This window comes from Rhizobiales bacterium NRL2, from assembly GCA_001664005.1.
In the GTDB taxonomy this organism is placed as follows: Bacteria; Pseudomonadota; Alphaproteobacteria; order Minwuiales; family Minwuiaceae; genus Minwuia.
Genome location: CP016093.1, coordinates 3,088,453 through 3,111,218 on the forward strand (window position 1 = coordinate 3,088,453; position 22,766 = coordinate 3,111,218).

At 64.4% G+C, this 22,766-nt stretch carries 22 protein-coding genes and 1 pseudogene; 15 read left to right on the forward strand and 8 right to left on the reverse strand.

What is annotated here, in order from left to right; all coding sequences use genetic code 11:
• The first annotated feature begins 144 nt into the window (after window positions 1-144).
• The 4 genes from TEF_14405 (at window position 145) to TEF_14420 (ending at window position 3,192) form a co-directional block, all read left to right on the forward strand.
• The gene (locus tag TEF_14405) at window positions 145-945 is read left to right on the forward strand and encodes a hypothetical protein (protein ID ANK81853.1); all 801 of its coding nucleotides are present in this window, start codon (window positions 145-147) and stop codon (window positions 943-945) included.
• Window positions 946-962: 17 nt separating this feature from the next.
• Window positions 963-1,517: a ubiquinol-cytochrome c reductase iron-sulfur subunit gene (locus TEF_14410; GenBank protein ANK81854.1), complete on the forward strand. Its 555-nt coding sequence runs from the start codon at window positions 963-965 to the stop codon at window positions 1,515-1,517.
• 71 nt (window positions 1,518-1,588) lie between these two features.
• On the forward strand, window positions 1,589-1,999 hold the full coding sequence (locus TEF_14415; GenBank protein ID ANK81855.1) for a Cu(I)-responsive transcriptional regulator: 411 nt from the start codon (window positions 1,589-1,591) through the stop codon (window positions 1,997-1,999).
• Window positions 2,000-2,088: 89 nt separating this feature from the next.
• Window positions 2,089-3,192, forward strand: coding sequence for a DDE endonuclease (locus TEF_14420; GenBank protein ANK81856.1), 1,104 nt, complete (start codon window positions 2,089-2,091; stop codon window positions 3,190-3,192).
• 12 nt (window positions 3,193-3,204) lie between these two features.
• Here TEF_14420 and TEF_14425 read toward each other — a convergent pair whose 3' ends face one another.
• Window positions 3,205-3,678 (reverse strand): transposase, encoded by a 474-nt coding sequence (locus tag TEF_14425; GenBank protein ID ANK81857.1) that lies wholly within the window; start codon window positions 3,676-3,678, stop codon window positions 3,205-3,207.
• 74 nt (window positions 3,679-3,752) lie between these two features.
• Between TEF_14425 and TEF_14430 the strand changes: the two genes are divergently transcribed.
• The 6 genes from TEF_14430 to TEF_14455 all read left to right on the forward strand — a co-directional run bounded on the left by TEF_14430 (window position 3,753) and on the right by TEF_14455 (window position 7,086).
• Window positions 3,753-4,019, forward strand: a complete 267-nt coding sequence (locus TEF_14430; protein ID ANK81858.1) for a transposase — start codon at window positions 3,753-3,755, stop codon at window positions 4,017-4,019.
• Complete coding sequence (locus TEF_14435) at window positions 4,013-4,924, forward strand: integrase (protein ID ANK81859.1); 912 nt, start codon at window positions 4,013-4,015, stop codon at window positions 4,922-4,924. Before TEF_14430 ends, TEF_14435 begins: the two co-directional genes overlap by 7 nt.
• Before the next feature lie 140 nt (window positions 4,925-5,064).
• Window positions 5,065-5,508, forward strand: a complete 444-nt coding sequence (locus tag TEF_14440; GenBank protein ANK81860.1) for a hypothetical protein — start codon at window positions 5,065-5,067, stop codon at window positions 5,506-5,508.
• A gap of 36 nt (window positions 5,509-5,544) precedes the next feature.
• A complete protein-coding gene (locus TEF_14445; protein ID ANK81861.1) occupies window positions 5,545-6,285 on the forward strand; it encodes a cytochrome C biogenesis protein in 741 nt (246 codons plus the stop codon).
• A 160-nt stretch (window positions 6,286-6,445) separates the two neighbouring features.
• Entirely contained in the window at window positions 6,446-6,757 is a 312-nt protein-coding gene (locus TEF_14450) for a hypothetical protein (protein ID ANK81862.1), read from the forward strand.
• A complete protein-coding gene (locus TEF_14455; protein ANK81863.1) occupies window positions 6,757-7,086 on the forward strand; it encodes a hypothetical protein in 330 nt (109 codons plus the stop codon). The genes TEF_14450 and TEF_14455 overlap by 1 nt, the downstream gene beginning before the upstream one ends.
• Here the strand turns inward: TEF_14455 and TEF_14460 are convergent.
• The 3 genes from TEF_14460 to TEF_14470 are packed head-to-tail and all read right to left on the reverse strand — an operon-like array spanning window position 7,076 to window position 10,743.
• The gene (locus tag TEF_14460) at window positions 7,076-8,272 is read right to left on the reverse strand and encodes a c-type cytochrome biogenesis protein CcmI (GenBank protein ANK81864.1); all 1,197 of its coding nucleotides are present in this window, start codon (window positions 8,270-8,272) and stop codon (window positions 7,076-7,078) included. The genes TEF_14455 and TEF_14460 overlap by 11 nt on opposite strands.
• A complete protein-coding gene (locus TEF_14465; GenBank protein ID ANK81865.1) occupies window positions 8,269-8,739 on the reverse strand; it encodes a hypothetical protein in 471 nt (156 codons plus the stop codon). The genes TEF_14460 and TEF_14465 overlap by 4 nt, the downstream gene beginning before the upstream one ends.
• A gap of 27 nt (window positions 8,740-8,766) precedes the next feature.
• Window positions 8,767-10,743 carry a c-type cytochrome biogenesis protein CcmF gene (locus TEF_14470; GenBank protein ID ANK81866.1) on the reverse strand — a complete coding sequence of 659 codons (1,977 nt, stop codon included), beginning with the start codon at window positions 10,741-10,743 and terminating at the stop codon, window positions 8,767-8,769.
• A gap of 799 nt (window positions 10,744-11,542) precedes the next feature.
• On the opposite strand from TEF_14470, the gene TEF_14475 reads away from it, so the two are divergent.
• From TEF_14475 to TEF_14490, 4 genes are all read left to right on the forward strand, one after another.
• The gene (locus TEF_14475) at window positions 11,543-13,642 is read left to right on the forward strand and encodes a copper-translocating P-type ATPase (protein ANK81867.1); all 2,100 of its coding nucleotides are present in this window, start codon (window positions 11,543-11,545) and stop codon (window positions 13,640-13,642) included.
• A 102-nt stretch (window positions 13,643-13,744) separates the two neighbouring features.
• Window positions 13,745-14,407: a peroxidase gene (locus TEF_14480; GenBank protein ANK81868.1), complete on the forward strand. Its 663-nt coding sequence runs from the start codon at window positions 13,745-13,747 to the stop codon at window positions 14,405-14,407.
• A 296-nt stretch (window positions 14,408-14,703) separates the two neighbouring features.
• On the forward strand, window positions 14,704-15,345 hold the full coding sequence (locus TEF_14485; GenBank protein ANK83499.1) for an isoprenylcysteine carboxyl methyltransferase: 642 nt from the start codon (window positions 14,704-14,706) through the stop codon (window positions 15,343-15,345).
• A 149-nt stretch (window positions 15,346-15,494) separates the two neighbouring features.
• A complete protein-coding gene (locus tag TEF_14490; GenBank protein ANK81869.1) occupies window positions 15,495-16,139 on the forward strand; it encodes a hypothetical protein in 645 nt (214 codons plus the stop codon).
• 340 nt (window positions 16,140-16,479) lie between these two features.
• Here TEF_14490 and TEF_14495 read toward each other — a convergent pair whose 3' ends face one another.
• The 4 genes and pseudogenes from TEF_14495 to TEF_14510 all read right to left on the reverse strand — a co-directional run bounded on the left by TEF_14495 (window position 16,480) and on the right by TEF_14510 (window position 21,247).
• Window positions 16,480-17,277, reverse strand: coding sequence for a prolipoprotein diacylglyceryl transferase (locus TEF_14495; protein ANK81870.1), 798 nt, complete (start codon window positions 17,275-17,277; stop codon window positions 16,480-16,482).
• A gap of 531 nt (window positions 17,278-17,808) precedes the next feature.
• Window positions 17,809-18,653, reverse strand: a pseudogene (locus TEF_14500) (hypothetical protein).
• Between the two features lie 120 nt (window positions 18,654-18,773).
• Window positions 18,774-19,715 carry a hypothetical protein gene (locus tag TEF_14505; protein ID ANK81871.1) on the reverse strand — a complete coding sequence of 314 codons (942 nt, stop codon included), beginning with the start codon at window positions 19,713-19,715 and terminating at the stop codon, window positions 18,774-18,776.
• A 32-nt stretch (window positions 19,716-19,747) separates the two neighbouring features.
• On the reverse strand, window positions 19,748-21,247 hold the full coding sequence (locus TEF_14510) for a DNA methylase N-4 (protein ID ANK81872.1): 1,500 nt from the start codon (window positions 21,245-21,247) through the stop codon (window positions 19,748-19,750).
• 723 nt (window positions 21,248-21,970) lie between these two features.
• Between TEF_14510 and TEF_14515 the strand changes: the two genes are divergently transcribed.
• A complete protein-coding gene (locus tag TEF_14515; protein ID ANK81873.1) occupies window positions 21,971-22,414 on the forward strand; it encodes a transcriptional regulator in 444 nt (147 codons plus the stop codon).
• Window positions 22,415-22,766: the final 352 nt, after the last annotated feature.

The window sequence follows — 22,766 nt, forward strand, 5'->3', positions numbered from 1 at the left end:
TCTCCGCCCCGTGGGCGTCATGATCGGCTTGCTCCTGGTGATGGCCGCGGCTCTCTCTATTGTTGCGAACTCTGTGACGGCGCACGGTGGGGAGGTAACGCTGTGACACCGTTGAAGATTGTTGGTTTGGGTTCCCTTGGAGCTGTGTTGGCCATCGGTGGATGGATTGCACTCGATATAGCTGGCATCGTCCTGACCGGAGGCCCTCGGCAGCAGGGGGACGAGTTTGAGCAGCGTGTGCGTAATTACCTGGTCGAGACCCCGCAGGTTCTTGTCGAATCGCTTCAGCGGGTGGAGCAGCAGCAGCGCGCGATGCAGACCGACGAACTCGGACGGATCATTTCGGCGCGTAGCGATGAGATTTTCAATGATCCTGAGACTCCCGTCGGCGGCAATCCCGAGGGTGATGTCAATCTCGTCGAGTTCTTTGACTACAACTGTCCCTATTGCCGGGGTGTGGCGTCGACACTCGTCGAAATCGAGAAAGGCGATCCCAAGCTTCGCTTCGTCTACAAGGAGTGGCCAATCCTCGGCCCGAACTCCGAGTTCGCGGCGCGCGCGGCTTTGGCCTCGCGGAGCCAGAGAAAGTACGTCGCGTTTCACAAGGGCTTGATGCTGGCCAGCGGGCTTATCAACGAGTCGAAGGTGCTCAAGGTGGCAGCGCAAGTCGGTCTCGACGTTGAGCGACTGAAGCAGGACATGGAGGCGCCGGAAATCAAGGCGGCGATCGAGCGCAACCGGGAGCTTGCCCGGGCGCTCCGGATCACTGGGACGCCGAGCTTCGTGATGGCGACGAGATGCTCCGAGGCGCCGCGGATGCAGAGGCCATCCGCGGGCTCATCCGGGCGGCAAGAGAGAAATGACACGGAACGAGGTGGTGAAGTCACGGAGCCCATGCCCCGAAGCGGCCCTCGCCGTTTCGAAGAAGAGGAGGCAGGCGGTTAGCCTGCAGGGTGATAGTCATGAATACCGGAGAAATCGCCAAAAAGAGACACGAATCCGGCAGTGAAACGCGCCGCGACTTCCTCTATGTGATGACCGGTGCGACGGTGGCCGTGGGCACGGGCGCTGCGCTGTGGCCGTTCATCGACAGCATGAATCCGGCAGCGGATGTCATTGCACTGTCCACAATAGAAGTGGACCTGGGGCCGATTGAGCTAGGCCAGCGGATAACGGTGAATTGGCGCGGGCAACCGGTCTTCATCGATCACCGGACGCCCGAGCAGATCGCAGCGGCACGGGCCGACGACGGCGCCGACCTGCGCGATCCGGAGCCGGATAGTGCAAGGGTGATCCGGCCGGAGTGGCTGGTGGTCATCGGGATCTGCACGCATCTCGGATGCGTGCCGCTGGGGCAGAACACCGGCGACCCGAAGGGCGGGTGGGGCGGCTGGTTCTGTCCCTGCCACGGCTCCCACTACGATGTCTCGGGCCGCGTCCGCAAGGGCCCCGCTCCCCGCAATCTGGTCGTGCCCCCGTATGCCTTCCTCGACGATGCGCGGATTCGGATCGGCTGACGATCAGATGGCGTGGCACTTCGATGACCGAGGGCGAAGGGCGAGCATTGGAAGAAAGGAGTGATCGAGCGATGAACATTGGAGCCGTTGCGGAGAAGTCGGGCGTTCCGCCCAAGACGATCCGCTACTATGAGAGCATTGGCCTGATTCCTTCGGCGGACCGTCGTCCGAACGGCTATCGCAGCTATGACGACATCGACATGCATACGCTCAATTTCATCAAGCGTGCGCGCGGCCTGGGATTCTCCGTCGACGAAGTGCGCGACCTGCTCGATCTATGGCACAACAGGCGCCGTTCCAGCGCCTCTGTGAAGGCGCTGGCGGTCGAGCACCTGGAGACGCTCGACCGCAAGATCGAGGAGCTGAGGTCGATGCGCAGGACGCTCGCCACCTTGATCGAACGGTGCCGAGGCGACAGTCGGCCCGATTGTCCCATCCTCGCCGATCTGGCAGACGGCGAGAAAATGTCGGGCGCGCGATGATCGCCCCGTCGCTCCTCCTAGTGGATTGAACCCGACAGTGGAGTCCCGATGGGGATTCCCATTGTCGGTTTTGGGTGCGAGTCTGCGGCATGCGCACGGGTATCAGCTTCGAAGTTTCTCCGGATGACCGCTGTCGTCTTGAGGCGCTCGTCCGGGATCGGAACGCCCCTCAGAACCATGTCTGGCGAGCCCGGATCGTCCTCTGCACGGCCGACGGTTTCGGCACCAACGCGATCATGCGGGAGACTGGCAAGTCCAAGACGTGCGTCTGGCGCTGGCAGGAGAGGTTCGCCGAGCAGGGCGTGGACGGGCTCTTTCGCGACAAGACGCGGCCGCCGGGCATCCCGCCGCTCGGTCAGGAGGTGGTCGACCGGGTGTTGGCACTGACCTTCGAGCCGCCGCCGAAGGAGGCTACCCACTGGACCGGCACGATGATGGCCGCGGCCAGCGGAATCAGCGTCAGTTCCGTGCAGCGTATCTGGCGTAAGCACGGCCTGCAGCCCCACCGCGTCCGCCAGTTCAAGCTCTCCACCGATCCCGAGTTCGCCGACAAGCTGCGCGACGTCGTCGGCCTCTACATGGACCCGCCGGCGCACGCGCTCGTCTTCTCGGTCGACGAGAAGAGTCAGATCCAGGCGCTCGACCGGACCCAGCCAGGGCTGCCGCTCAAGAAGGGCCGCGCCGGCACGATGACCCACGACTACAAACGCCACGGAACGACCACGCTGTTCGCCGCGCTGAACAGCCTGCCCCGGACCCGATCCGGGGTGCTCGACGGCACCGTCATCGGGCGCAACATGCAGCGTCACCGCCACCAGGAGTTCATCCGCTTCCTCAACCTGATCGAGCGTCACACCCCCGCCGACAAGAGCATCCACCTGATCCTGGACAACTACGCCGCCCACAAGCACCCGAAGGTCCGCGCCTGGCTCGCCCGTCATCCGCGCTTCACCTTCCACTTCGTGCCGACCTCCTGCTCCTGGCTGAACGCCGTGGAAGGCTTCTTCGCCCGGCTCAGCAAGCGCCGCCTGAAGCGCGGCGTGTTCCACTCTCTGGTCGACCTGCAGGCCGCCATCAATCGCTTCGTCGCCGAGCACAACCAGGCGTCCAGGCCGTTCGTCTGGACCGCCGATCCCGACCGGATCATCGAAGCCGTCAAACGCGGGGACCAAGAGTTGGATTCGCTCCACTAGACCGTTCCGCATTTAGATTGAAGCGTATCCGGCGTTTCGGATGTAGTTGGCGCATTCCCTTGCAGTGAGGTTGTCGAGGGTGTTTGCGATGGCGTTGCACAGGGTATCGCAGGTTCTCGCCTGCTGCCGGCGAAGCCAGTGCTTGAGCTTGGAGAAGAGCTGCTCGATGGGGTTCAGGTCGGGACTGTAGGCGGGCAGGAAGAGCAGGTGCGCGCCGGCGCGCCGGATGGCTTGCCGGACGGCCTTGCCCTTGTGGCTGCCGAGATTGTCCATGACCACGACATCGCCGGCCTTCAACTTCGGGACCAATGCCTGCTCGACCCAGGCGCGGAAGCGTTTTCCGTTGATCGGCCCGTCGAACAGGCAGGGCGCCTCGACGCGGTCGCTGCGCAAGGCGGCAAGGAAGGTGTAGGTCCGCCAGCGCCCATGCGGCGACTTGCCGATCAGCCGCTCGCCGCGTTGGCCCCAACCCCGGAGCGGGGCCATGTTGGTCCTGACGTGACCCCCTGATTTTCCTCCAATCTTGATTAGAGTCCGGCCCTTGGAGAAGGACGGACGAGATGAAGAGAGCGAAGTTCACGGAAGAGCAGATCATCGGGGTGCTGAAGGAGGCTGAGGCTGGCGCGAAGACCGCTGATCTTGCCCGTAGGCACGGCGTATCCGAGGCGACGATCTATAACTGGAAGTCGAAGTATGGCGGGCTTGAGGTCTCGGACGCGCGGCGTCTGAAGGCCCTTGAAGGCGAGAATACCAAGCTGAAGAAGATGCTGGCGGAGCAGATGCTGGACAATGCTGCTCTGAAGGATCTGCTGTCAAAAAAGTGGTGACGCCTGCCGCGAAGCGGGAAGCTGTCGCCCATCTCCGATCCTGTCACGAGATGAGCGAACGGCGGGCGTGCCGTGTGATCAATGCCGACCGCACGAGCGTGCGCTATCTGTCCAGGCGCGGTGATGATGCCGAGCTTCGCAGCAGGCTGCGGGAACTGGCGAACCAGCGGCGGCGGTTTGGCTACAGGCGGCTGCACATCCTGCTGCGGCGTGAGGGCGTGATGATCAACCGCAAGAAGACCCAGCGGCTCTATGTCGAGGAAGGACTGGCTGTCCGGCGGCGGCGCAGCCGCAGACGTGCTGTCGGGACCAGGGCGCCTGCTCCTGTAATGGCCCTGCCGAACCAACGGTGGAGCCTCGACTTCGTCCACGATCAGATGGTCTGTGGCCGACGGTTCCGCGTGCTCAATGTCGTCGATGACGTGACCAGGGAATGCCTTGCTGCCGTGCCGGACACCTCGATCTCCGGGCAGCGGGTCGTGCGCGAGCTCGACGCACTGATCGCACGACGCGGCAAGCCGGGCATGATCGTGAGCGACAATGGGACCGAACTTACCAGCAACGCCGTGCTGGCGTGGTGCAGCGAGGCGGATGTCGAATGGCATTACATCCAGCCGGGCAGACCCATGCAGAACGGCTATGTGGAAAGTTTCAACGGACGGATGCGCGACGAGCTGCTCAACGAGACGCTGTTCCTCAGCCTGGCCCACGCCCGGGTTGAGATTGCGGCCTGGGCGGAGGACTACAATCGGGAGAGGCCCCACTCATCCTTGGGATACGAACCACCGGCGGCCTACGCCGCTGAACTGGAAAGGCAATGGCCTGCTCCGCTGCGCCCTTCGGGCTCCGCTACGCAGCCCATTGCTTCAACCGCGCCTATGCGCAACAAACCCGCCCGGCTCTAATCCTGGTTGGTAGAAAGTTCGGGGTCACGTCAGTCCTGGTCCAGGTCTCGTCGACAAAGACCAGACGGGCCGGATCGATGCTCTTCTGGTGGCGTCTCCAGCGAACGCGGCGGCGTGCGATCTCAGGCCGGTCCTGCTCCGTGGCGAAGGCGCTTTTTTTTGAAGCTCAGCCCCTCGGCGTGCAGGAAGCGACGCACGGTGTCTTCGGCAACCACGATCCCCCGCGCGGCAAGATCCGCCCGCAGTTCCCGGACCGGCCGGTCCGGCCAGGCGGCGACCAGACCGCGGATCAGATCGCGGTGCGGCTCAAGAACAGGACGGCGGTGGCCTCCGTACCGATCCGGCGCGACATGGCCGCGGGCCCGCTGGCGCTGTCCCCAACGCACAACCGTCGCGACGGAAAGACCGAACCGGGACGCAACGGCACGGCAGCTGCCACCGGCTTCAAGGGCCGCAGCCACCCGCTCGCGGAGATCAAGAGAATAAGGTCGAACCATCACATGCTGGCCTCCTTCTCCAGCCAGCATGTTGAATCAGAACCCGACCGATCTGGGAATCCCAAATCGATTCAATCAAAACACTGAACGATCTAGTGACATGGGACTCGGAACTGCATTTGAATGCTTGAGCTTTCCAGCATCGGCGTCCTGACCGCCTTCGCCGCCGGGGCGATCTCCTTTCTGTCTCCCTGCGTCCTGCCCCTCGTCCCCGGCTACGTCTCCTACGTGGCGGGCGAGAGCCTGAATGGTCCGCGGACGCAGCGCGTTTCGGCGACGAAACTTCCGGCTCTGGGCTTGAGCATGCTTTTCGTGCTGGGCTTCAGCACGGTGTTCGTCGTCCTGGGAGCGAGTGCCACGGCGCTCGGCCAGCTGCTCCTCCAGTACCGCTATGAGACGAATATTGTCGGTGGCGCCATCATCATCGCCTTCGGGCTGTTCATGACAGGACTGCTCAATCCAAGTTGGCTCCACCGCGAATTCCGGTTTCATGCGAACATCCCGGGAGGCCGGCCGGTCGGCGCGTACGTCCTCGGCCTGGCCTTTGCGTTCGGCTGGACGCCCTGCATCGGACCGGTCTTAGGCGCGATCCTCACGGTCAGCGCGGCCACGGCCACCATGTCCCAAGGCATCACCTTGCTTGCCATCTATTCGCTCGGTCTCGGCGTTCCGTTTCTGCTGGCAGCAGCGTTTACGGGGGGCTTCCTCGCACAGATGCGCGTCATGCGCCGGTTCGGCCGGCCCCTGCAGATCTTCGCCGGCCTGGTCATGGTGGTGATGGGGGTCGCAATGATGACAGGCTATCTGGCGGCCTTCTCCTATTGGCTCCTCGAGACCTTCCCGGGATTGGCGACGATTGGATGACAACACCCATCGATCGAACGGCATGTCTCGTGGGGCATTCAAACCCCCATCGCCCGAGAACTTAGAGCCTGGGCCGTTGCAGTCGCCTGGCGGAGTCTCTTCGGTTGCGCAGAAAGCCGCGCCGCCGCAGCGCCGATCGGGGCAACGGCGGCTCCTGCATGTGTCGCTCGCGCTTCCGGTGACATTGGCAATCGTGGGTGGGGCCGGGCTCGGCCTCCTCCTTATCGGCGAGATGGAAGCGGAGATCTCGGTCCGGGCGTTCGAGGACGTCATCCTCGCCTGGGGACATTGGGGTGTCCTTGCTTCGATCGGATTGATGGTCATTCACTCCTTCGTGCCCTTCCCGGCCGAGCTCGTGGCCCTCGCGAACGGCATGCTCTACGGGCCGGTCTGGGGTACGGTCGTCACGTGGATTGGGGCCATGCTGGGGGCCTTCCTTGCGTTCGGCTTGTCGCGCAGTTCGTCGAGGTGATGGTGGCCCGCCGTCACTGGCAGCGGCTCGATGACTGGACGGGAAAGCATGCGGCGCAGATGGTCTTCCTCGCCCGCTTCCTGCCGGTAATCTCCTTCAACCTCGTGAACTATGCGGCGGGCCTGACCCGGATCTCGTGGTGGACGTTCGGATGGACGACCGGCCTCGGCATCCTGCCGATGACCATCCTCATGGCTGCGATGGGCGACCAGGCGGGAAGAATGCCCTGGCATTGGTGGCTTGCTCTCATGGGGGCCGCCGCACTTGCCTGGGTTCTCATCCAGCGATGGCTGCGCCGCCGCCGCTGCAGCGAACAGATCAACGACTAGGAACCCGCCCTCGAAGCTCGTCCAACGCCCGGCCGACGGCCCGACGCGCGGCGGGATCGAAAGACGGCGTGCTCGCAAGTTCTGCCGCCCGTTCGTAGGCGTGCAGCGCGCCCTTGCGGTCACCCAGCACGCGGTAGGCCCGGCCGAGCCGCATCCAGCCGTCGTAGTCGTCCGGCTCTGCGGCAAGCCGCGCAGCCAGACGGTCGACCATCGACCGGATGAAGGCGGCGCGCTCCTCATCGCTCATCTCGGCAGCTGCCGCGAGAGCCTCCTCCGAGGGTGGAGCAAGCCCTTTCTCGACGGAAGCCATTGGGATATCAGCGGACGCAATGCCGAGCTGGTCCGCGACCCTACGAATCTGCGCCTCCAGCGCGGCGCGCCAGGGCGCGGAGGCCGGTGTATCCGCGGCGAGTGCCAGCCATGTATCATAGGCGGTCCGCGAATCGCCCGCCTGCGCTGCCGCCAGCCCGAGATAGTAGCGCGCCCAAGGGTTGCCCGGATCGTCGGCCAGGGCCGTTTCAAAGGCGGCGCGGGCTTGGGGGGTGACCACACCTTGAGCCGCGGCGAACAGCGCCTCGCCGTAGGCTGCCAGAATCTCGGGCTCGCGCCCGCCGAGGTTGATCGCGCGCTGGTAGGCGCTGACGCTGTCGGCGAAGCGCCCGAGGCGTTCATAGGAGCGCGCCAGCAGCAACCAGCCGCGGGGATCGGAGGGGTTCGCCTCCATCCGTGCGGCCAGGCGGTCGACCAGAAACGTCAAGTCCTGCGAATGTTCCTCGGTTGGCGACCCGCGTTCGGCCAGCGGCGCGCTGGGGAGCCCAAGGGTCCCAAGTGCGAGATACAGGCCGATAGCGCCGATCATTGTCAACGAAACGAAGGCCATGGCATAGACCGGCCGACGCGCCAAGCTGCCTTGCTGATCCGGTGCCTCATCTTGGGTTGTCGCCAGGTGGGCATCGCCGGCCTTGAGGATCCGCCGTTCGATCTCCGCGCGGGCGGCTTTGACCTCGCCATCAGAGATGAGGCCCGACGAAAGATCCCGCTCGAGCTCTCTGAGTTGGGCGTGATAGACGGCGAGGTCGGGTCCCGTCATCGACGGAGCCTTGAGACGGTGACGCCGAATCAGAGGGGCGGCCAGGAAGACGGCAGTCAAGACGGTCATGGCCGCCACGATGATCCAGAGACTCATGACCTCGGCTCGCGGTCAACCAACTGAGCAAGCCGGGCGCGCTCTTCAGCGCTTAAGGGGACGGCTTCACGGTCCGGATTGTCACGCTCGCGGCGTACGATATAGAGCGCCACACCAGCCGCCAGGAAAAGTGCGAGAAATGGCCCGAACCAGAGCAGTACTGTCTTCAACTTCATGGGTGGCCGCAGCAAGACATAATCACCGTAACGTGCCACCAGGTAATCGAGCACTTCCTGGTCGCTATCGCCTGCCTTGAGTCGCTCGCGCACCAGGATGCGCAGGTCGCGCGCCAGATCGGCGTTGGAAGTATCGATGGACTCGCTCTGGCACACGAGGCAGCGGATTTCTTTGAACAACGCCCGAGCGCGCGTCTCCAACGCCGGGTCCGCAAGTTTCTCACCGGGCTCGATCGCTGCCATGGCCGGCGGAGCGGTAAGTAGCAAAATCAAGAGAAAAGCGATTCTCATTTTTCAATCCATCAGACCGATCAATCTCTATGCAGTCGTGGCCGTCGGCTTCAAACGCCGGAGCGGCGTCCCGACCCGAAGCCGGCGGTCGCTCAAGGAGAAGGCGCCACCGATGACCATGAGCGCGGCGCCGGCCCAGATCCAGGGTATCCCCGGCTGATGGTAAAGCCGGACGGTCCATCCGCCCTTGTCGTCGCTCTGACCAACGACCGCGTAGAGGTCGGCAAGGCCTGTGGTGTGGATCGCCGCCTCCGTCGTCTCGCGCTGCTGCACGAGATAGGATCGCCGCTCGGGTTCGAGAACGGTGACCGCACGTCCGTCCGTGGTAACGGTGAACGTGCCCCGGTCGGCGGAATAGTTCGGGCCCTCCACGCTTCGAACGCCATCGAACTGGTATGTGTACCCTCCGACCTCGACCGTTTCGCCCGGCCGCATCACGCGGATCTCTTCGACCTTCCAGGCGGTCGACGCGATCATGCCCGCGATCGCGACGCCGAGCCCGGCATGCGCCAGCGTCATGCCGTGTGCGGCGCGCGGCAACCCGGCTGCGCGCGCAAGACTGTGTCGCACCGGCACACGGAACAGCTTGATTTTCCCGGCCCACTCGACGAGCGCTCCGATAAACAGCCAAGCTGCCAAACCCATCGCGAGCACGGCCAACACCGAGCCACCGTCCGTCACGTAGGCAACAGTGAGAGCAGCAAGGAGGGTGATAATCGCCACTATCTTCAAACGCTCTGCCACACCTACCAGATCGGCGCGCTTCCATTGCAGGAAAGGACCCACGGCCATGACGGCGACGAGCGGCGTCATCAAGGGCACGAAGGTCGCACTATAGAAGGGCGGTCCAACGGAGACCTTGCCGCCACCGACGGCATCAAGAAACAGCGGGTACATGGTGCCGAGGAAGACGGTCACGGTGGCCGTGACCAGAAGCAGGTTGTTCAGCACCAGCCCGCCCTCGCGGCTGACTGGCGCAAACATGCCTCCCGGCCTGAGCAAAGGCGCACGCACCGCGAAGAGGATGAGCGAGCCGCCGATTGCGACAGAGAGCAAGGCTAATATGAAGACGCCGCGTTCCGGGTCGGTGGCGAAGGCATGCACGGAGGTCAACACGCCCGAGCGCACCACGAAGGTGCCGATGAGACTGAACGAGAAGGTCAGGATCGCGAGCAGCACGGTCCAGACCTTGAGCGTGTCGCGCTTCTCCACGACGATCGCCGAGTGCAGCAGCGCGGTGCCCAGCAGCCATGGCATGAACGAGACGTTCTCGACCGGGTCCCAGAACCACCAGCCACCCCAGCCGAGTTCGTAATAAGCCCACCAGCTCCCGAGCGCGACGCCGGCGGTCAAGAATATCCAGGCGATGAGTGCCCAAGGCCGCACCCAGCGCGCCCAGGCCGCGTCCGCCCGCCCCTCGATCAGACCGGCAATGGCAAAGGAGAACGCCATCGAGAAGCCGACGTAGCCGGCGTAGAGCATCGGCGGGTGGAATGCGAGACCGGGATCCTGCAGCAGGGGATTGAGGTCGTTGCCGTTGGCCGGCGGCGGGAACACGCGCAGGAACGGGTTGGATGTGAACACCGTGAAGGTGAGGAACCCTGCGGCGATCCAGGCTTGCACGGCGAGCGCCCGGGCTTTGAGGGTAGCCGGCAGGCCCTGTCCGAACAGGGCGACCGCGGCGCCGAAGCCCGCGAGCATCAGGATCCACAACAGCATCGACCCCTCGTGGTTCCCCCACACGCCGGTGATCTTGTACAGCATCGGCTTCGCGGAGTGCGAGTTCTCGACCACGTTCACCACGGTGAAGTCGGAGACGACATAGGCGTACATCAGGCTCGAGAAGGCGGTGCCGACGAGCAGGAACTGGGCTATCGCCGCCGGTCCGGCCACCGCCATGAGGGTGTCGCTCCGCCTCGCGGCGCCGATTGCCGGGAGGCTGCCCTGCACCGCGGCAACGGCGAGTGCGAGGATCAGGGCAAAGTGGCCGACTTCGGGGATCATTCAGGACTCCGTTGATGTCGCAGCGCGACGGATTCGATCCGAGGGGCTTGCCTAACCGCGTGGTTCTTCGTTCGCCCGCGGGGGGCGGTTCCAATTCGTTCGCCCGCGGGGGGCGGTTCCAAACGAAAGATCGACTATCCAGCTACTGGAATGTCAACGCCAAGTTCGCTATTCCGCCTCGCTCCAGTTTCACGAGATCGAGAGTGATGCTGGTGCCAAGAGCTCCGGGGTGGCGACCTGATACCTGATTAGCAAGGGTGCCTCCACCAAGTGACGTTCCGCGGCGAGCCCTGGCGACTAAGTTGCAAGTTGCGTGGCCTGCTCTCGTGCTTGACCTTCCAGTCGCTGGAATCCCTATGTAGAAGGAGCGAAAGGTGCCTAAAAGAGGTTAGCGGCGTCTTCAGTGAGGCCAATCGCCGCCTACGAAGGACATGACATGAACGAAGCCAGCACTGCCACCCGTAAGCGGGCCCGGGACCCGATTTGCGGCATGGACGTCGATCCGGCGAGTGCCGCGCATCGCGTCGATCACGACGGGACGACGTACTACTTCTGTGGTAGGCGCTGCGCCGAGACGTTCCGCAAGGATCCTGATGTAGCGCTTGCGGAGCGCGCCAAATCCGCGCCGGAGAACCGAGACACGAGCATCCGTCCGACAAGGAAAGGTCCAAACAAATATATATGCCCGATGTGTCCGGGTGTAGAGAGCGGGGGGCCGGCGGCCTGCCCGAAATGCGGCATGGCGCTCGAACCCGCGGCCCCAATGCCCGGGCAGCGGCAGGTCCAGTACACCTGTTCAATGCATCCTGAGGTGGTGCAGGATGAGCCGGGCGAATGTCCGAAATGCGGCATGGCGCTCGAGCCGATGACCGTATCGGACGAGGACAAGAACCCCGAGCTCGTCGACATGACGCGCCGTTTCTGGGTCGGTGCCGCACTGACGGTACCGGTCCTCGTTCTGGCCATGGGCGGCTTGTTGCCGGGGCTCGGACCTCTCTTGGAGCGTGTCGTCCCGCGCGAGCTCTCCCATTGGCTCGAGCTCGCTTTCGCGACGCCGGTCGTGCTGTGGGCCGGCTGGCCGTTCTTCCAGCGCGGCTGGAAGTCGGTGATGACGTGGAACCTCAACATGTTCACGCTGATTGCGATCGGTGTCGGGGCGGCCTTTGCCTATAGCGCCGTGGCGACCTTAGCGCCCGGGATCTTTCCAGTGGCGTTTCGCGGCCCATCCGGCGAGATCGGCGTCTACTACGAGGTGGCCGCCGTGATCGTCGTGCTGGTGCTCCTCGGCCAGGTGCTGGAGCTGCGCGCCCGCGAGCGGACGGGAGGGGCCTTGCGCGCGCTTCTCGACCTGGCGCCGCAGACCGCCCGGCGGATAAGCACGGGCGGTGACGAGGACGAGGTTCCGCTCGATCAGGTCCAGCACGGCGACCGCCTGCGTGTTCGCCCCGGCGACAAGGTACCGGTCGACGGCGAGGTGCTCGAAGGGCACAGCGCGGTCGATGAGTCAATGGTGACGGGCGAGCCCATGCCCGTGGAAAAGACCGCGGGCGGCAAGGTCATCGGCGGCACAGTCAACGGCACCGGCAGCTTCGTGATGCGGGCCGAGCGCGTGGGCAGCGAGACCATGCTGGCGCAGATCGTCCAGATGGTCGCCGAGGCGCAGCGGTCGCGCGCGCCGATCCAGCGGCTTGCCGACGTGGTGGCGGGCTACTTCGTGCCGGCCGTGGTGGGGGTCGCCGTGCTTGCCTTCATCGCCTGGGCGATCTTCGGGCCGGCGCCGGCCCTGGCGCACGCGCTGGTGGCTGCTGTTGCGGTGCTCATTATCGCGTGCCCCTGCGCACTCGGCCTGGCGACACCGATGTCGATCCAGGTCGGTGTGGGCCGCGGCGCGCAAGCCGGTGTCCTGATCAAGAATGCCGAGGCCCTCGAACGCTTCGAGAAAGTCGACACGCTGGTCGTCGACAAGACCGGCACGTTGACCGAAGGCAAGCCGCGTGTCGTCGCCGTCGAGACCGGCGACGGGATCGGCGAGGACGAGTTCCTGCGCCTCGCCGCAAGCCTCGAGCGGTCGAGCGAGCACCCGCTCGCAGCCGCCATCGTCGAGGCGGCGAAGGACCGCGGGCTCAAGCTTTCCGATACCGAAGGCTTCGACGCGCCCACCGGCAAAGGCGTCGTCGGCACAGTGGAGGGACGGCGGGTCGCGCTCGGCAATACGCGCCTTCTGGACGACCTGAGCATCGAGGCTGGGCGCTTCGGCGAAAAGGCGGACGAGCTGCGCCGCGACGGCCAGACGGTGATGTTCGTCGCGGTGGATGGCACGGTCGCGGGCCTGATCGGTGTGGCGGACCCGATCAAGGAGACGACGGCAAAGGCCATACAGGAACTCCGCGCGGACGGCCTGCGGATCGTCATGCTCACGGGCGACAACCGCACGACCGCCGAGGCTGTCGCCCGCAAGCTCGGTATCGATGAGATCGAAGCCGAAGTGCTGCCGCAGGAAAAGGGCGAGATCGTCAAGAAGCACAAGGCCGAAGGCCGCGTCGTTGCGATGGCCGGGGACGGCGTAAACGACGCGCCGGCTCTGGCGGAGGCCGATGTCGGCATCGCCATGGGCACCGGCACCGACGTGGCGATCCAGAGTGCCGGCGTTACCCTGATAAATGGCGATCTTTCCGGCATCGTGCGCGCGCGGCACCTGAGCCGCAGCGTGATGCGGAACATCCGGCAGAACCTGTTTCTCGCCTTCGTCTACAACTCGCTCGGCGTGCCGATTGCCGCAGGCGTGCTCTACCCGGTTTTCGGCCTCCTGCTGAGCCCCATTATCGCTGCCGCAGCGATGAGCTTGAGCTCGCTTTCGGTGGTCGGCAATGCGCTCCGACTGAGAGCGGCCAAGTTGTGATGAGCCAATACAATGGCTCTTCTGGCGAATGTTCGCCGTTGCGAACTGCAGACCGTTGCATCCAGTGGTTTGCGGACAACTCATGCAAGGTAAGGAGATACCATGTCACTACGCCTTAATGCCGACGCGCCGGACTTCACGGCGGAGACGACGCAGGGAACCCTCAACTTCCACGAGTGGATCGGTGACGGCTGGGCCATTCTCTTCTCTCACCCGAAGGACTTCACGCCAGTCTGCACTACGGAACTCGGATACATGGCCGGGTTGATGCCCGAGTTCCAAAAGCGCAACTGTAAGATCATCGGACTCAGCGTCGATCCGATTGGCGATCATACCCGCTGGTCCAAGGACATCGAGGAGACGCAGGGCCACGCGGTCAACTACCCGATGATCGGCGATCCGGATCTGAAGGTCGCTAAGCTCTACGACATGCTGCCCGAGGACGCGGGCGACCGCGCCGACGGACGGACTCCGGCGGATAATGCCACCGTGCGCTCGGTGTTTGTGATCGGGCCGGACAAGAAGATCAAGGCCATGCTGGCCTATCCGATGAGCACGGGGCGCAATTTCGACGAGGTGCTCCGCTTGCTCGATTCCTGCCAGCTGACGGCGAAGCACCAGGTGGCGACACCGGTCAACTGGCAGCAGGGCGAGGACGTCATCATCGTCCCGGCCGTCTCGGACGAGGAGGCGAAGCGGAAGTATCCCGAAGGCTGGAGGGCGCCCAAGCCCTATCTGCGCATCGTTTCGCAGCCCCGGGACTGAAGACACCCGGCCTAAGGTCAAGCGGCCTCTCTTTGCCCGCTGGTCGGGAGGTGACGACAAGCCCCGCTTTCATCGGCCACCTCCCGACGGCAGAGGCTCATGCTTCTTCATGGCAGGAGGGATGAGTGCTCAGCGATCGCGGCAGATCCGCCGCATCACCATGTGCCGACAGAACAGTGATGGCCGCGATCCCGAGGGTGCCCACCGAGTTTGGAAGAAGGGTATGAGAACCGATGATGCCGACTCTCAGGAGAGGGCAGAGGGTCGGGCCTCATTCGATCGACGCAAGGAAGAACATGATTGAGTCCTATTCAAATTGGCTGCAATTGTGGCCCTACGCGATCCTGATGATCGTCATCGCGTCGTGGGTGCTCTACCACTTCGTGGCGCCGGCAAGCTGGCGGGACTGGACCGGCGCGGGGCTCGTGCAAACCTTCATCATCGCGCTCTACGCCGAGATGTACGGCTTCCCGCTCACGATTTATTTCCTCACGAGCGTGCTGCCGATCGAGATTCCCCTGGTCCATCACAGTGGCCATCTCTGGGTGACCCTGCTGGGCTACGGCCAGGTCGGCGCGGTACTCGAAATGGCAATCGGCTACGCCTTCGTAATCACCGGATTGCTCATGATCGTCAAGGGCTGGATCAAGGTCTATTTCTACGGCAGCCGGCTGCTCACCGACGGCATTTACAGTGTCATCCGGCACCCTCAATACACGGGCATTTTCCTAGCCGTGTTCGGACAACTCGTCCATTGGCCGACCATCCCCACCCTGGCGCTTGGGCCGGTGATCGTCTTGGCTTACGTGCATCTGGCACGCCGCGAGGAGGCGCAGTTGATCCAGCGCTACGGCGACGCCTATCTCGCCTACCGGCAGCAGGTGCCCATGTTCTTTCCTCGATGGCAGGCCATCCGCAAGCTGCTCGCAGTCCAATGAGGCCGGCTCACCGCAGCGGTTCCTCGCAAAAATCCGTCGCTCGAGACACGCGTTCGGGCTCGACCAATCACGGTACCGGCGCGACGCGAGTAAGCATAGCGAAGGAAAGCGCACAGATCGCACGCATCGCGCCGCTCGTCTCGCGCCTCGTGGCGCTTTCGGTACTCGCGCTCTCCTTCGCGCTACCCGCATTTGGGAAGGAGCCGGTACTGCTTGCCGACCCGGCGGCGCCCCTAGGCGAGGCGTGGACGCACCAGAAATTCAACTCTGCTACTCAATACGACAGGGTCACAGTCAAGGGCGTCGCGGCGATCCGTGCCGTCGCCCGCGACTCCGCATCGGGGCTCTATCGCGATGTCCGCTACGACGTCGCTGAGCATCCCTGGCTCGCCTGGACGTGGCGGGTCGACCGCCTGCAGCAAACGGCGGATATCCGAATCAAGGCTCGCGAGGATTTCGCGGCGGCCATCTTTCTGATCTTCGGGCGCCCCAGCCTGCTCAACCGCGATGTCCCCACCCTCGCCTATGTCTGGACGGGTGGACGCTTCCCCGAAAACGCGGTCGTCGACAGCCCCTATCATCCCGGAACTGTCCGCAGCATCGTCGTGAGAAGCGGCAAAGAGCGCCTCGGCGAGTGGACACAAGAGCGTCGCAACGTTATCGATGACTTTCGCCGGGCATTCGGGCGAGAGCCACCGGAGACCGTCGAGGCCGTGGCCCTCTTCACGGATAACGACCGGACCGGCGAGCCGGCCGAGGCGTTCTACGGCGCGATCCGCGCCCTCCCGCGCTAGGATGACCGGCCCCGTGTCGCGTCCCTGCTAAACCCTCAGATGACGTTCAGCTTGTCACCGGCCGAGCCGCGGTGCTGCGCTTCCAGCAAGATGTTACGAGCGATCGGCGCGGCGGTGCGCGAGCCGCTGCCGGATCGCGCAGGAAGCGGCGCACCGTGTTGCGCGACACGCCCACCTCGCGCGCAATCTCCCGCACGCCCTTCCCATGCCTGACCAACCCCCGGATCTCCATCGACAACTCCACTCCGATCATCCGGGCCCTCCGCCATGCGCGTCGGGCCCAGCCTAACGGGGTGGATCAGTTCTCAAATCGGCACCCGAGTCAGTTTTGCAGCGGCGGCTACACCTCTGCCGGGCGGCGCGCTCGAACCATCAGGTAGAGCCCCAGAAGGACCATCGGGGCCGACAGGACCTGGCCCATCGTGATCGGGCCGAGGATGAAGCCCAGTTGGGCATCGGGCTCGCGGAAGAGCTCGACGAACGTCCGGGCCAAGCCGTAGCCGACGAGGAAAACCCCCGTAAGGAACCCGGTCCGGGCTCGCATCCCGGGACGACGGGCCAGGATTGCCAACACGGCGAACAAGACCAGGCCCTCGAGGAAGGCCTCGTAGAGCTGGCTCGGGTGCCTCGGCAGGTCGCCGCCGTGCGGAAAGATTACGGCCCAGGGCACGTCGGCTACGCGACCGAAGAGCTCGCCGTTGACGAAGTTTGCCACGCGGCCGAAGAACAGGCCGATCGGCGCCGCCGCCGCGACGAGATCGCCCATCGCCAGCGGCGAGAAGCCGCGTCGCCAGGAGAAGACCGTGATGGCGACGAGCACGCCGAGGAGACCGCCGTGGAACGACATGCCGCCGTGCCAGACCATCAGGGCGTCCAGCGGGTTCTCCAGATAGTAGGCGGCATTGTAGAAGACCACGTAGCCGATGCGGCCGCCCAGTATGATCCCAAGAACCGCCCAAACCACGAAGTCATCGAAATCGTGGGCGTTCGGCCGGATCGTGTCGCGTCTGGCAAGACGGAGACAGTAGCGCCAGCCGAACAGGATTCCGGCTATATACGCTAAGGCGTACCAGCGTATCGCCAAAGGCCCAACCTCGAAGGCGACAGGGTCGATGTTGGGGAACGGGATTCCTAGCATTCACGAGGTCCTATCTGCTTCGATTCAAAGGCTCCGCACCGCCCTCGCTGGAGCATCTGCTGCGCGTTCGACGCACCGAATTCCTGCAGCTCCAACGGAAAGAGGACACTATTTCTCGTCAGCTGGCCGCACCGAAAGCTAAGTTGGTGAGAGACATACACGTTCCAGCCACCGGAAGGTCAAGCCAGCGAACCAGCCCGCGCCAGTGCAGCGTTTGCCGTCAGGTCATCCTTGACCTTTCTGGAACTGGAATCATTGGCCTGACGCATTAGCTCGGGGCCGGTGCTGTCGAGAAAGCCCAACCGTCAGGCCGCGAGAAAGCACCAGCGGAGGCCAGGAAAGTGCCAGATCAAGGACGAGCGAACCACGCGTGCCACGAACTCGCGTCTGGGCGTGACTACCGCGTCACGAGACGGCCGGACTGCTCTCGAATATGAGCAGTTCAGACTGAGTCCGGCGACCATACAATAACCTTCTCAGCAGCATCGCCGGCACGTTTACGCTCAAACATGGCAGGTTTCTGTGGCCCGGCTATCGCCAGCCGTCATCGGAGACAGATAACTCCCCTGCGCCGGTCCTTCTCAAGCAACGCCGGAAGAGCTCGTCAGCTGCCTGGTTGCGGTCACCGCCGGACTAGGCACCGAGGCTGGCCAGTTTTCGCGCGCGCACCCGAACTCCGCCTCGATCAGCCCCGGCAGCCTGCCTTCACCAAGCTCCCGGGTCTCGTCCTTGCGGGCGAGAAGGTCGCCGATCACAGGCCGCACCTCTGCCGGTAGGTCGCTTTCGTCGACCAGCGTCCCGAACGCCATGGGCACGACAGCTTCGCCCGGGTGGTGGCGCATCCAGCGGAGCGCGATCGCCGGGCGCAGGACGTAGAATACCTTCTTCAGCGAGACGCTCTCCCTCCCTTCGAGGCTGCGCCGGTACTGGCGTTCGCCGAGATGGAGGTAACGGTTCGCGATCGCCGCGGGCTGCACGACCTCGCGCGCCAGGGCCAGCAGTTCGTCGCGGAAGGCGGGATCGCCTGCATAGGCATAGGGCGAGGTCAGCCATTCGATGACGACGGCATTGCCCTTGAGCAGCAGCTTCAGGGCTTTCTGGAGGTCCCAGCCATTGACGTCGTAGATCCCGTCCGGCGGGTACTCGATGACGTCCCGCTTCGGAAACAGACTCAGATAGTCGTCCCGGGGGCGGACATAGATGAAACGGCAGTCGTAGTCGCTGTCGGGTGAGGCAAAGCCCCAGCCGCGGCTGCCGCTCTCGATCGCCAACAGAATGCGGACGCCATGGTTGGTTTCGACCTCGCGCAGCTTCGCGTCGATGCCGGCGACGACCGCCGGGTCGAAACCCGGACTCAGACTGCGCAAGGTCGCCATCCGAATGCTCCATTCTCTGCCGGGTCGGGACCCTACTACGACGCCCCGAATGGCTTCCTTGGAGCGGCAAGTCCACTGCCAATAGCAGGGCCATGCGTCTCTCCCCAGCCGATTATCAGCTCAATCCATCGCCGCAGGCATGACTTGCCCGACCAGTTCCTTGATCTGGCGCTCCAGTTCGGGCGGAAGGGATTTCATCGCCTGCCACTCGTGCGCGAGACGTTCGCGCTCGGTCTCGATCTGTCTGGCGCTTTCACGCATGGGAAGGGCTGCGTAGCGCATCAGCGCCGACGTCATATCCTGGTCCGTCCACTGCAATCTTGGCGGCAGGCCGAGGTTCAGAACCTGGGCCAGGAGCAACCATCCCGATCGACCGGTCGCGATCGATGAACCGGACCTGGTCGCGCCATATCGGTCCGCATGAGCTGCCCGGTGAAGCAGGTGGGCGCGAAGAGCGATCCGATGGGCGCATCGCCGGGCCTCGGCGGCCGAAGAGGGGCCAATGACGCGCGCGTCCAGCGTATTGGGGTCGAGGATCACGTCGTCGGGATGCGGCAGAAGCTCGGGTTCGGGTTTGCCGCTTCGCCCGCAGGCCGCCAGAACCTGCTGCCCGTCTCGTTTGGCAGCTTCGAGGCGCCGGTATCGTTCGATCTTCAACTGCTGGCGGGCCGCCTCCTTCTGCTCCAGGTGCTCGATGACATAGCGCTGAGAAAGACGATTGCCCTTGAGCGCGGACATGATCGCGGAGCGGACGACGGCCTGGGATGCCGGGAGTTCCACTTCTTCGCCGTTCTCCCGGAACCTGAGCAAACGATAGGCCTCCTGTTCGAGGAAGTAGTCGGACGGCGCATCGGCAAGCTCGATGGGTCTCGGCTTCGGCTTTTTCGGCCGGCCACGCGGGTTGCCCGACTGGCCTTTCCGGAATTGCGTCGACCTGGGTGGCTTGCCGAAGCCGACCTCGTAGTCGTCGCCGTCGCCGTCGTCCCGGCGATCGCCTTCCGGCCTGGCACGGCCGTCATCCCCGGACCGTACATCGCGCTTCTGCGGACGATGCCGGCGCACCGGCCGCGCGCCCTTCCGGTCTTGACCGCCGCTCATCTGCCGCTCTCCGTCTCGGCGACGGCGGCCTGTGGGAGCGCCTCTTCCGCTTCGCCCTCTTGGGGCGCGTTCATGTCGGGATCGGGATCTTCCGGCCCCATCTCGGCCAGGCGTTCCTCCTCGACATCCTCGAAGTGCTGGCCGGTCGCCGCGAGGGTCGCGTGCTTGCCGGTGACGCGTTCCCAGCGCCGGACGATGGTGTCGCAATAGGCCGGGTCGAACTCGAGGAGCCGGGCCTTGCGGCCGACCTGGTCGGCGGCAATCAGGGTCGTGCCCGAGCCGCCGAAGCCATCGAGGACGATGTCGCCTCGTCTGGAGCAATCCCGGATCGCGTCCGCCACCAGGGCCACGGGCTTGACCGTCGGGTGCATGGCGAGGTCGGCGTCCCGGCTGACGCCAAAGCTGTTGATGCCGGCATAGTCCCAGACATTGGTGCGGTAGCGCCCGGTCTCGCCGAGGCCGAAGCTGTTCACATGGGGCCCGGTGCCCACCTTGAAGACGAAGACCAGCTCGTGCTTGGAGCGATAGAAGGCGCCCATGCCGCCATTGGTCTTGTTCCAGACGCAGAGGTTCTTCATCTCGTCGAAGACCGTGCGTCCGGCCGCCAGCAGTTCGCCCATGTGCCGCCAGTCCATGCAGACAAAGGCGATGGCGCCGTCGCGGCAGCGGTCGGCCGCCGCGCCCAGCGTCTCGGTCAGGAAGGCAATGAAGGCCTCCTCCGACATCTCGCCCGAGGCGAAGGCGAACTCCCGGTGGCGCACCTTGCCAAGCCCGGAGACATGGCCGTCGATCGGCACGTTGTAGGGCGGGTCGGTGAAGACGAGATCGACCTCCTCGCCTTCCAGCAGGAGATCGTAGTCGGCGGGCGACCTGGCATCGCCGCAGAGCACGCGGTGACGCCCGCAGCGCCAGAGATCGCCGGGCCGGCTGATCGCCGTGGTCGGCAGGTCCGGGATCTCGTCCTCGGGCCCGGCCGGGCCGGGCACGTCGCGTTCGCTCGCGGCATCGAGGGTAAAATCGATCTCGGCCAGCGAGAAGCCGGTGATCTCCACGTCGAAGTCGAGATCGACCAGGGCCTGCAGTTCGATCGCCAGCAGCTCCTGGTCCCAGCCCGCATTGAGCGCGAGCTTGTTGTCGGCCAGGATGTAGGCTCTGCGTTCGGCCTCGTTCATGTGCGAGAGGCGCACGGTTGGCACCTCTCTCAATCCCAGCTGCTTCGCCGCCAGTACGCGGCCATGGCCGGCGATGATGGTGTCGTCATCGGCGATCAGCACGGGGTTGGTGAAGCCGAAGCGGTCGATGCTGTCGGCGATCTGGCCGATCTGCCGCCTGGAATGGGTCCGGGCATTGCCCTGATAGGGGCGAAGCTCGTCGATGCGGCGCTCGGCGATCGTGGACGCGGCCTTCTCCCGGCTGCCGCCCCGGGTCTGGCGCGTCCGCCTGGCGCCGCCCGCGCGGCGCTGGGTTCTCGTGGTCATCTTCGGGGTCTCCGACATTGCGCTGGCGTTTTCGGAGCATGGCCGGTCACGTTCTGTTCCGGCCGCGCCCTTCATCCACGCTGTCGCTATCGGAGCTCGATTGTCAAAGCGGCTGATGCAGAATCCGGCGAAAATCTTTCAAAGACTTCTAATAGACTCTGATAGATGCAGCCCTCCCGCCGCTGCATGACTTTCCAATCCGCAAAAAACCGCCTCTTAAAAATGGCCAGAACGTTTTAGAGCCTTTTAAAAGCTTATCAGAACCTTGTCGGCGCATGTCCCCGGGGGTTGCCTGCAAGAATCGAAACCGTCCCCCGATTCCGACTGCAACTTGCTGGCATCGAGCGCCAGTTTGGCGAATCACCGGGTGAGGCGGTGCGATCGGCAGGCGTTGGAACCGCTCCTCGGGCAGGCTCAGTTGCCGGGATTCGGAGGTTGAACGGCTAGTTCCGGCCCGCCATGAAACAACCAACGGAGTACCGCGTGATCCTGATCTCTTCGAACGATGTCTCATCGAAGGTGGTCACCGTTGATATTTGAAGAGTGAGCGATAGACGTACTACGTCTATTGATCCCTGCGCTCATCATAACTGCAACGATCATCATCTTTTTGAATAAAATCGCTGCAAGGCACTATTGTCATTGGTCTTCGGATCGCTATTTTCCCGGCAAGGGTAAGCAGGCCTTTAAAATCCACAAGTGTCCCGACTGTCTTCGGGCCAGATCAGAGAGTGAGTATTGATGGACAAGAACGACGCCGCGAACGAGCCAACCAGCCGCCAGGACCTGATGGAGATGACCTCCGAGATCGTGTCGGCCTATGTCGGCCACAATGTGGTCCCGGCCGATGAACTGCCGAACCTGATCCGGCGCACCTTCGACGCCCTGGACGCCGCGGACAAAGGCGAAGAGGCGGCAGCTGTGGAGCCACAGAAGCCGGCGGTCAGCGTCAAGCGCTCCGTCACGCCCGACCACCTGATCTGTCTCGAGGACGGCAAGAGGCTGAAGATGCTGAAGCGTTATCTCCGGACCAATTACGACATGACCCCGGAGCAGTATCGCGCGAAGTGGAATCTGCCGGCCGACTACCCGATGGTCGCGCCGAACTACGCGCAGAAGCGCGCCGAGATGGCGAAGTCCATCGGGCTCGGCCGCAAGGGACGCCAGGCCAAGGCCGCCAGATAGGTGTAACCCAAGGCGCTTCGATTTCGACCGTATCAATCCACCATGACAACCCCGGCCGGCGCTATAGGGCGCTGGCCGGCTTCCTGCCCGACCGGCTGGCGAACCGACGGTCAATTCCGTCCCGCGCCCGTCCCGGAAATCGGCAGATCCGTCCCGCAATCATCGATTTCTGTCCCGAATCGCCCTGCCGCCGTCCCACTTCCGTCCCGCCATCGCGCGAAGCTGTCCCACTTCAGGCCCCTCCCGTCCCACATCCGTCCCGCTTCAGAGGTCGCCCGTCCCGGTTCCGGTGGCGCTTGTCCCGCATCCTGCGGTCGGCCAGCCTCGGCCGCAGATCTTTGGAATGGGCGAA

What these genes read in the sequence shown, in the direction of transcription:
- TEF_14410 (ANK81854.1), top strand. Translation starts at nt 963, where the DNA reads ATGAATACCGGAGAAATCGCCAAAAAGAGACACGAATCCGGCAGTGAA.
- TEF_14415 (ANK81855.1), top strand. Translation starts at nt 1,589, where the DNA reads ATGAACATTGGAGCCGTTGCGGAGAAGTCGGGCGTTCCGCCCAAGACG.
- TEF_14420 (ANK81856.1), top strand. Translation starts at nt 2,089, where the DNA reads ATGCGCACGGGTATCAGCTTCGAAGTTTCTCCGGATGACCGCTGTCGT.
- TEF_14425 (ANK81857.1), bottom strand. Translation starts at nt 3,678, where the DNA reads ATGGCCCCGCTCCGGGGTTGGGGCCAACGCGGCGAGCGGCTGATCGGC.
- TEF_14430 (ANK81858.1), top strand. Translation starts at nt 3,753, where the DNA reads ATGAAGAGAGCGAAGTTCACGGAAGAGCAGATCATCGGGGTGCTGAAG.
- TEF_14445 (ANK81861.1), top strand. Translation starts at nt 5,545, where the DNA reads ATGCTTGAGCTTTCCAGCATCGGCGTCCTGACCGCCTTCGCCGCCGGG.
- TEF_14455 (ANK81863.1), top strand. Translation starts at nt 6,757, where the DNA reads ATGGTGGCCCGCCGTCACTGGCAGCGGCTCGATGACTGGACGGGAAAG.
- TEF_14460 (ANK81864.1), bottom strand. Translation starts at nt 8,272, where the DNA reads ATGAGTCTCTGGATCATCGTGGCGGCCATGACCGTCTTGACTGCCGTC.
- TEF_14465 (ANK81865.1), bottom strand. Translation starts at nt 8,739, where the DNA reads ATGAGAATCGCTTTTCTCTTGATTTTGCTACTTACCGCTCCGCCGGCC.
- TEF_14470 (ANK81866.1), bottom strand. Translation starts at nt 10,743, where the DNA reads ATGATCCCCGAAGTCGGCCACTTTGCCCTGATCCTCGCACTCGCCGTT.
- TEF_14475 (ANK81867.1), top strand. Translation starts at nt 11,543, where the DNA reads ATGCATCCTGAGGTGGTGCAGGATGAGCCGGGCGAATGTCCGAAATGC.
- TEF_14480 (ANK81868.1), top strand. Translation starts at nt 13,745, where the DNA reads ATGTCACTACGCCTTAATGCCGACGCGCCGGACTTCACGGCGGAGACG.
- TEF_14485 (ANK83499.1), top strand. Translation starts at nt 14,704, where the DNA reads ATGATTGAGTCCTATTCAAATTGGCTGCAATTGTGGCCCTACGCGATC.
- TEF_14495 (ANK81870.1), bottom strand. Translation starts at nt 17,277, where the DNA reads ATGCTAGGAATCCCGTTCCCCAACATCGACCCTGTCGCCTTCGAGGTT.
- TEF_14510 (ANK81872.1), bottom strand. Translation starts at nt 21,247, where the DNA reads ATGTCGGAGACCCCGAAGATGACCACGAGAACCCAGCGCCGCGCGGGC.
- TEF_14515 (ANK81873.1), top strand. Translation starts at nt 21,971, where the DNA reads ATGGACAAGAACGACGCCGCGAACGAGCCAACCAGCCGCCAGGACCTG.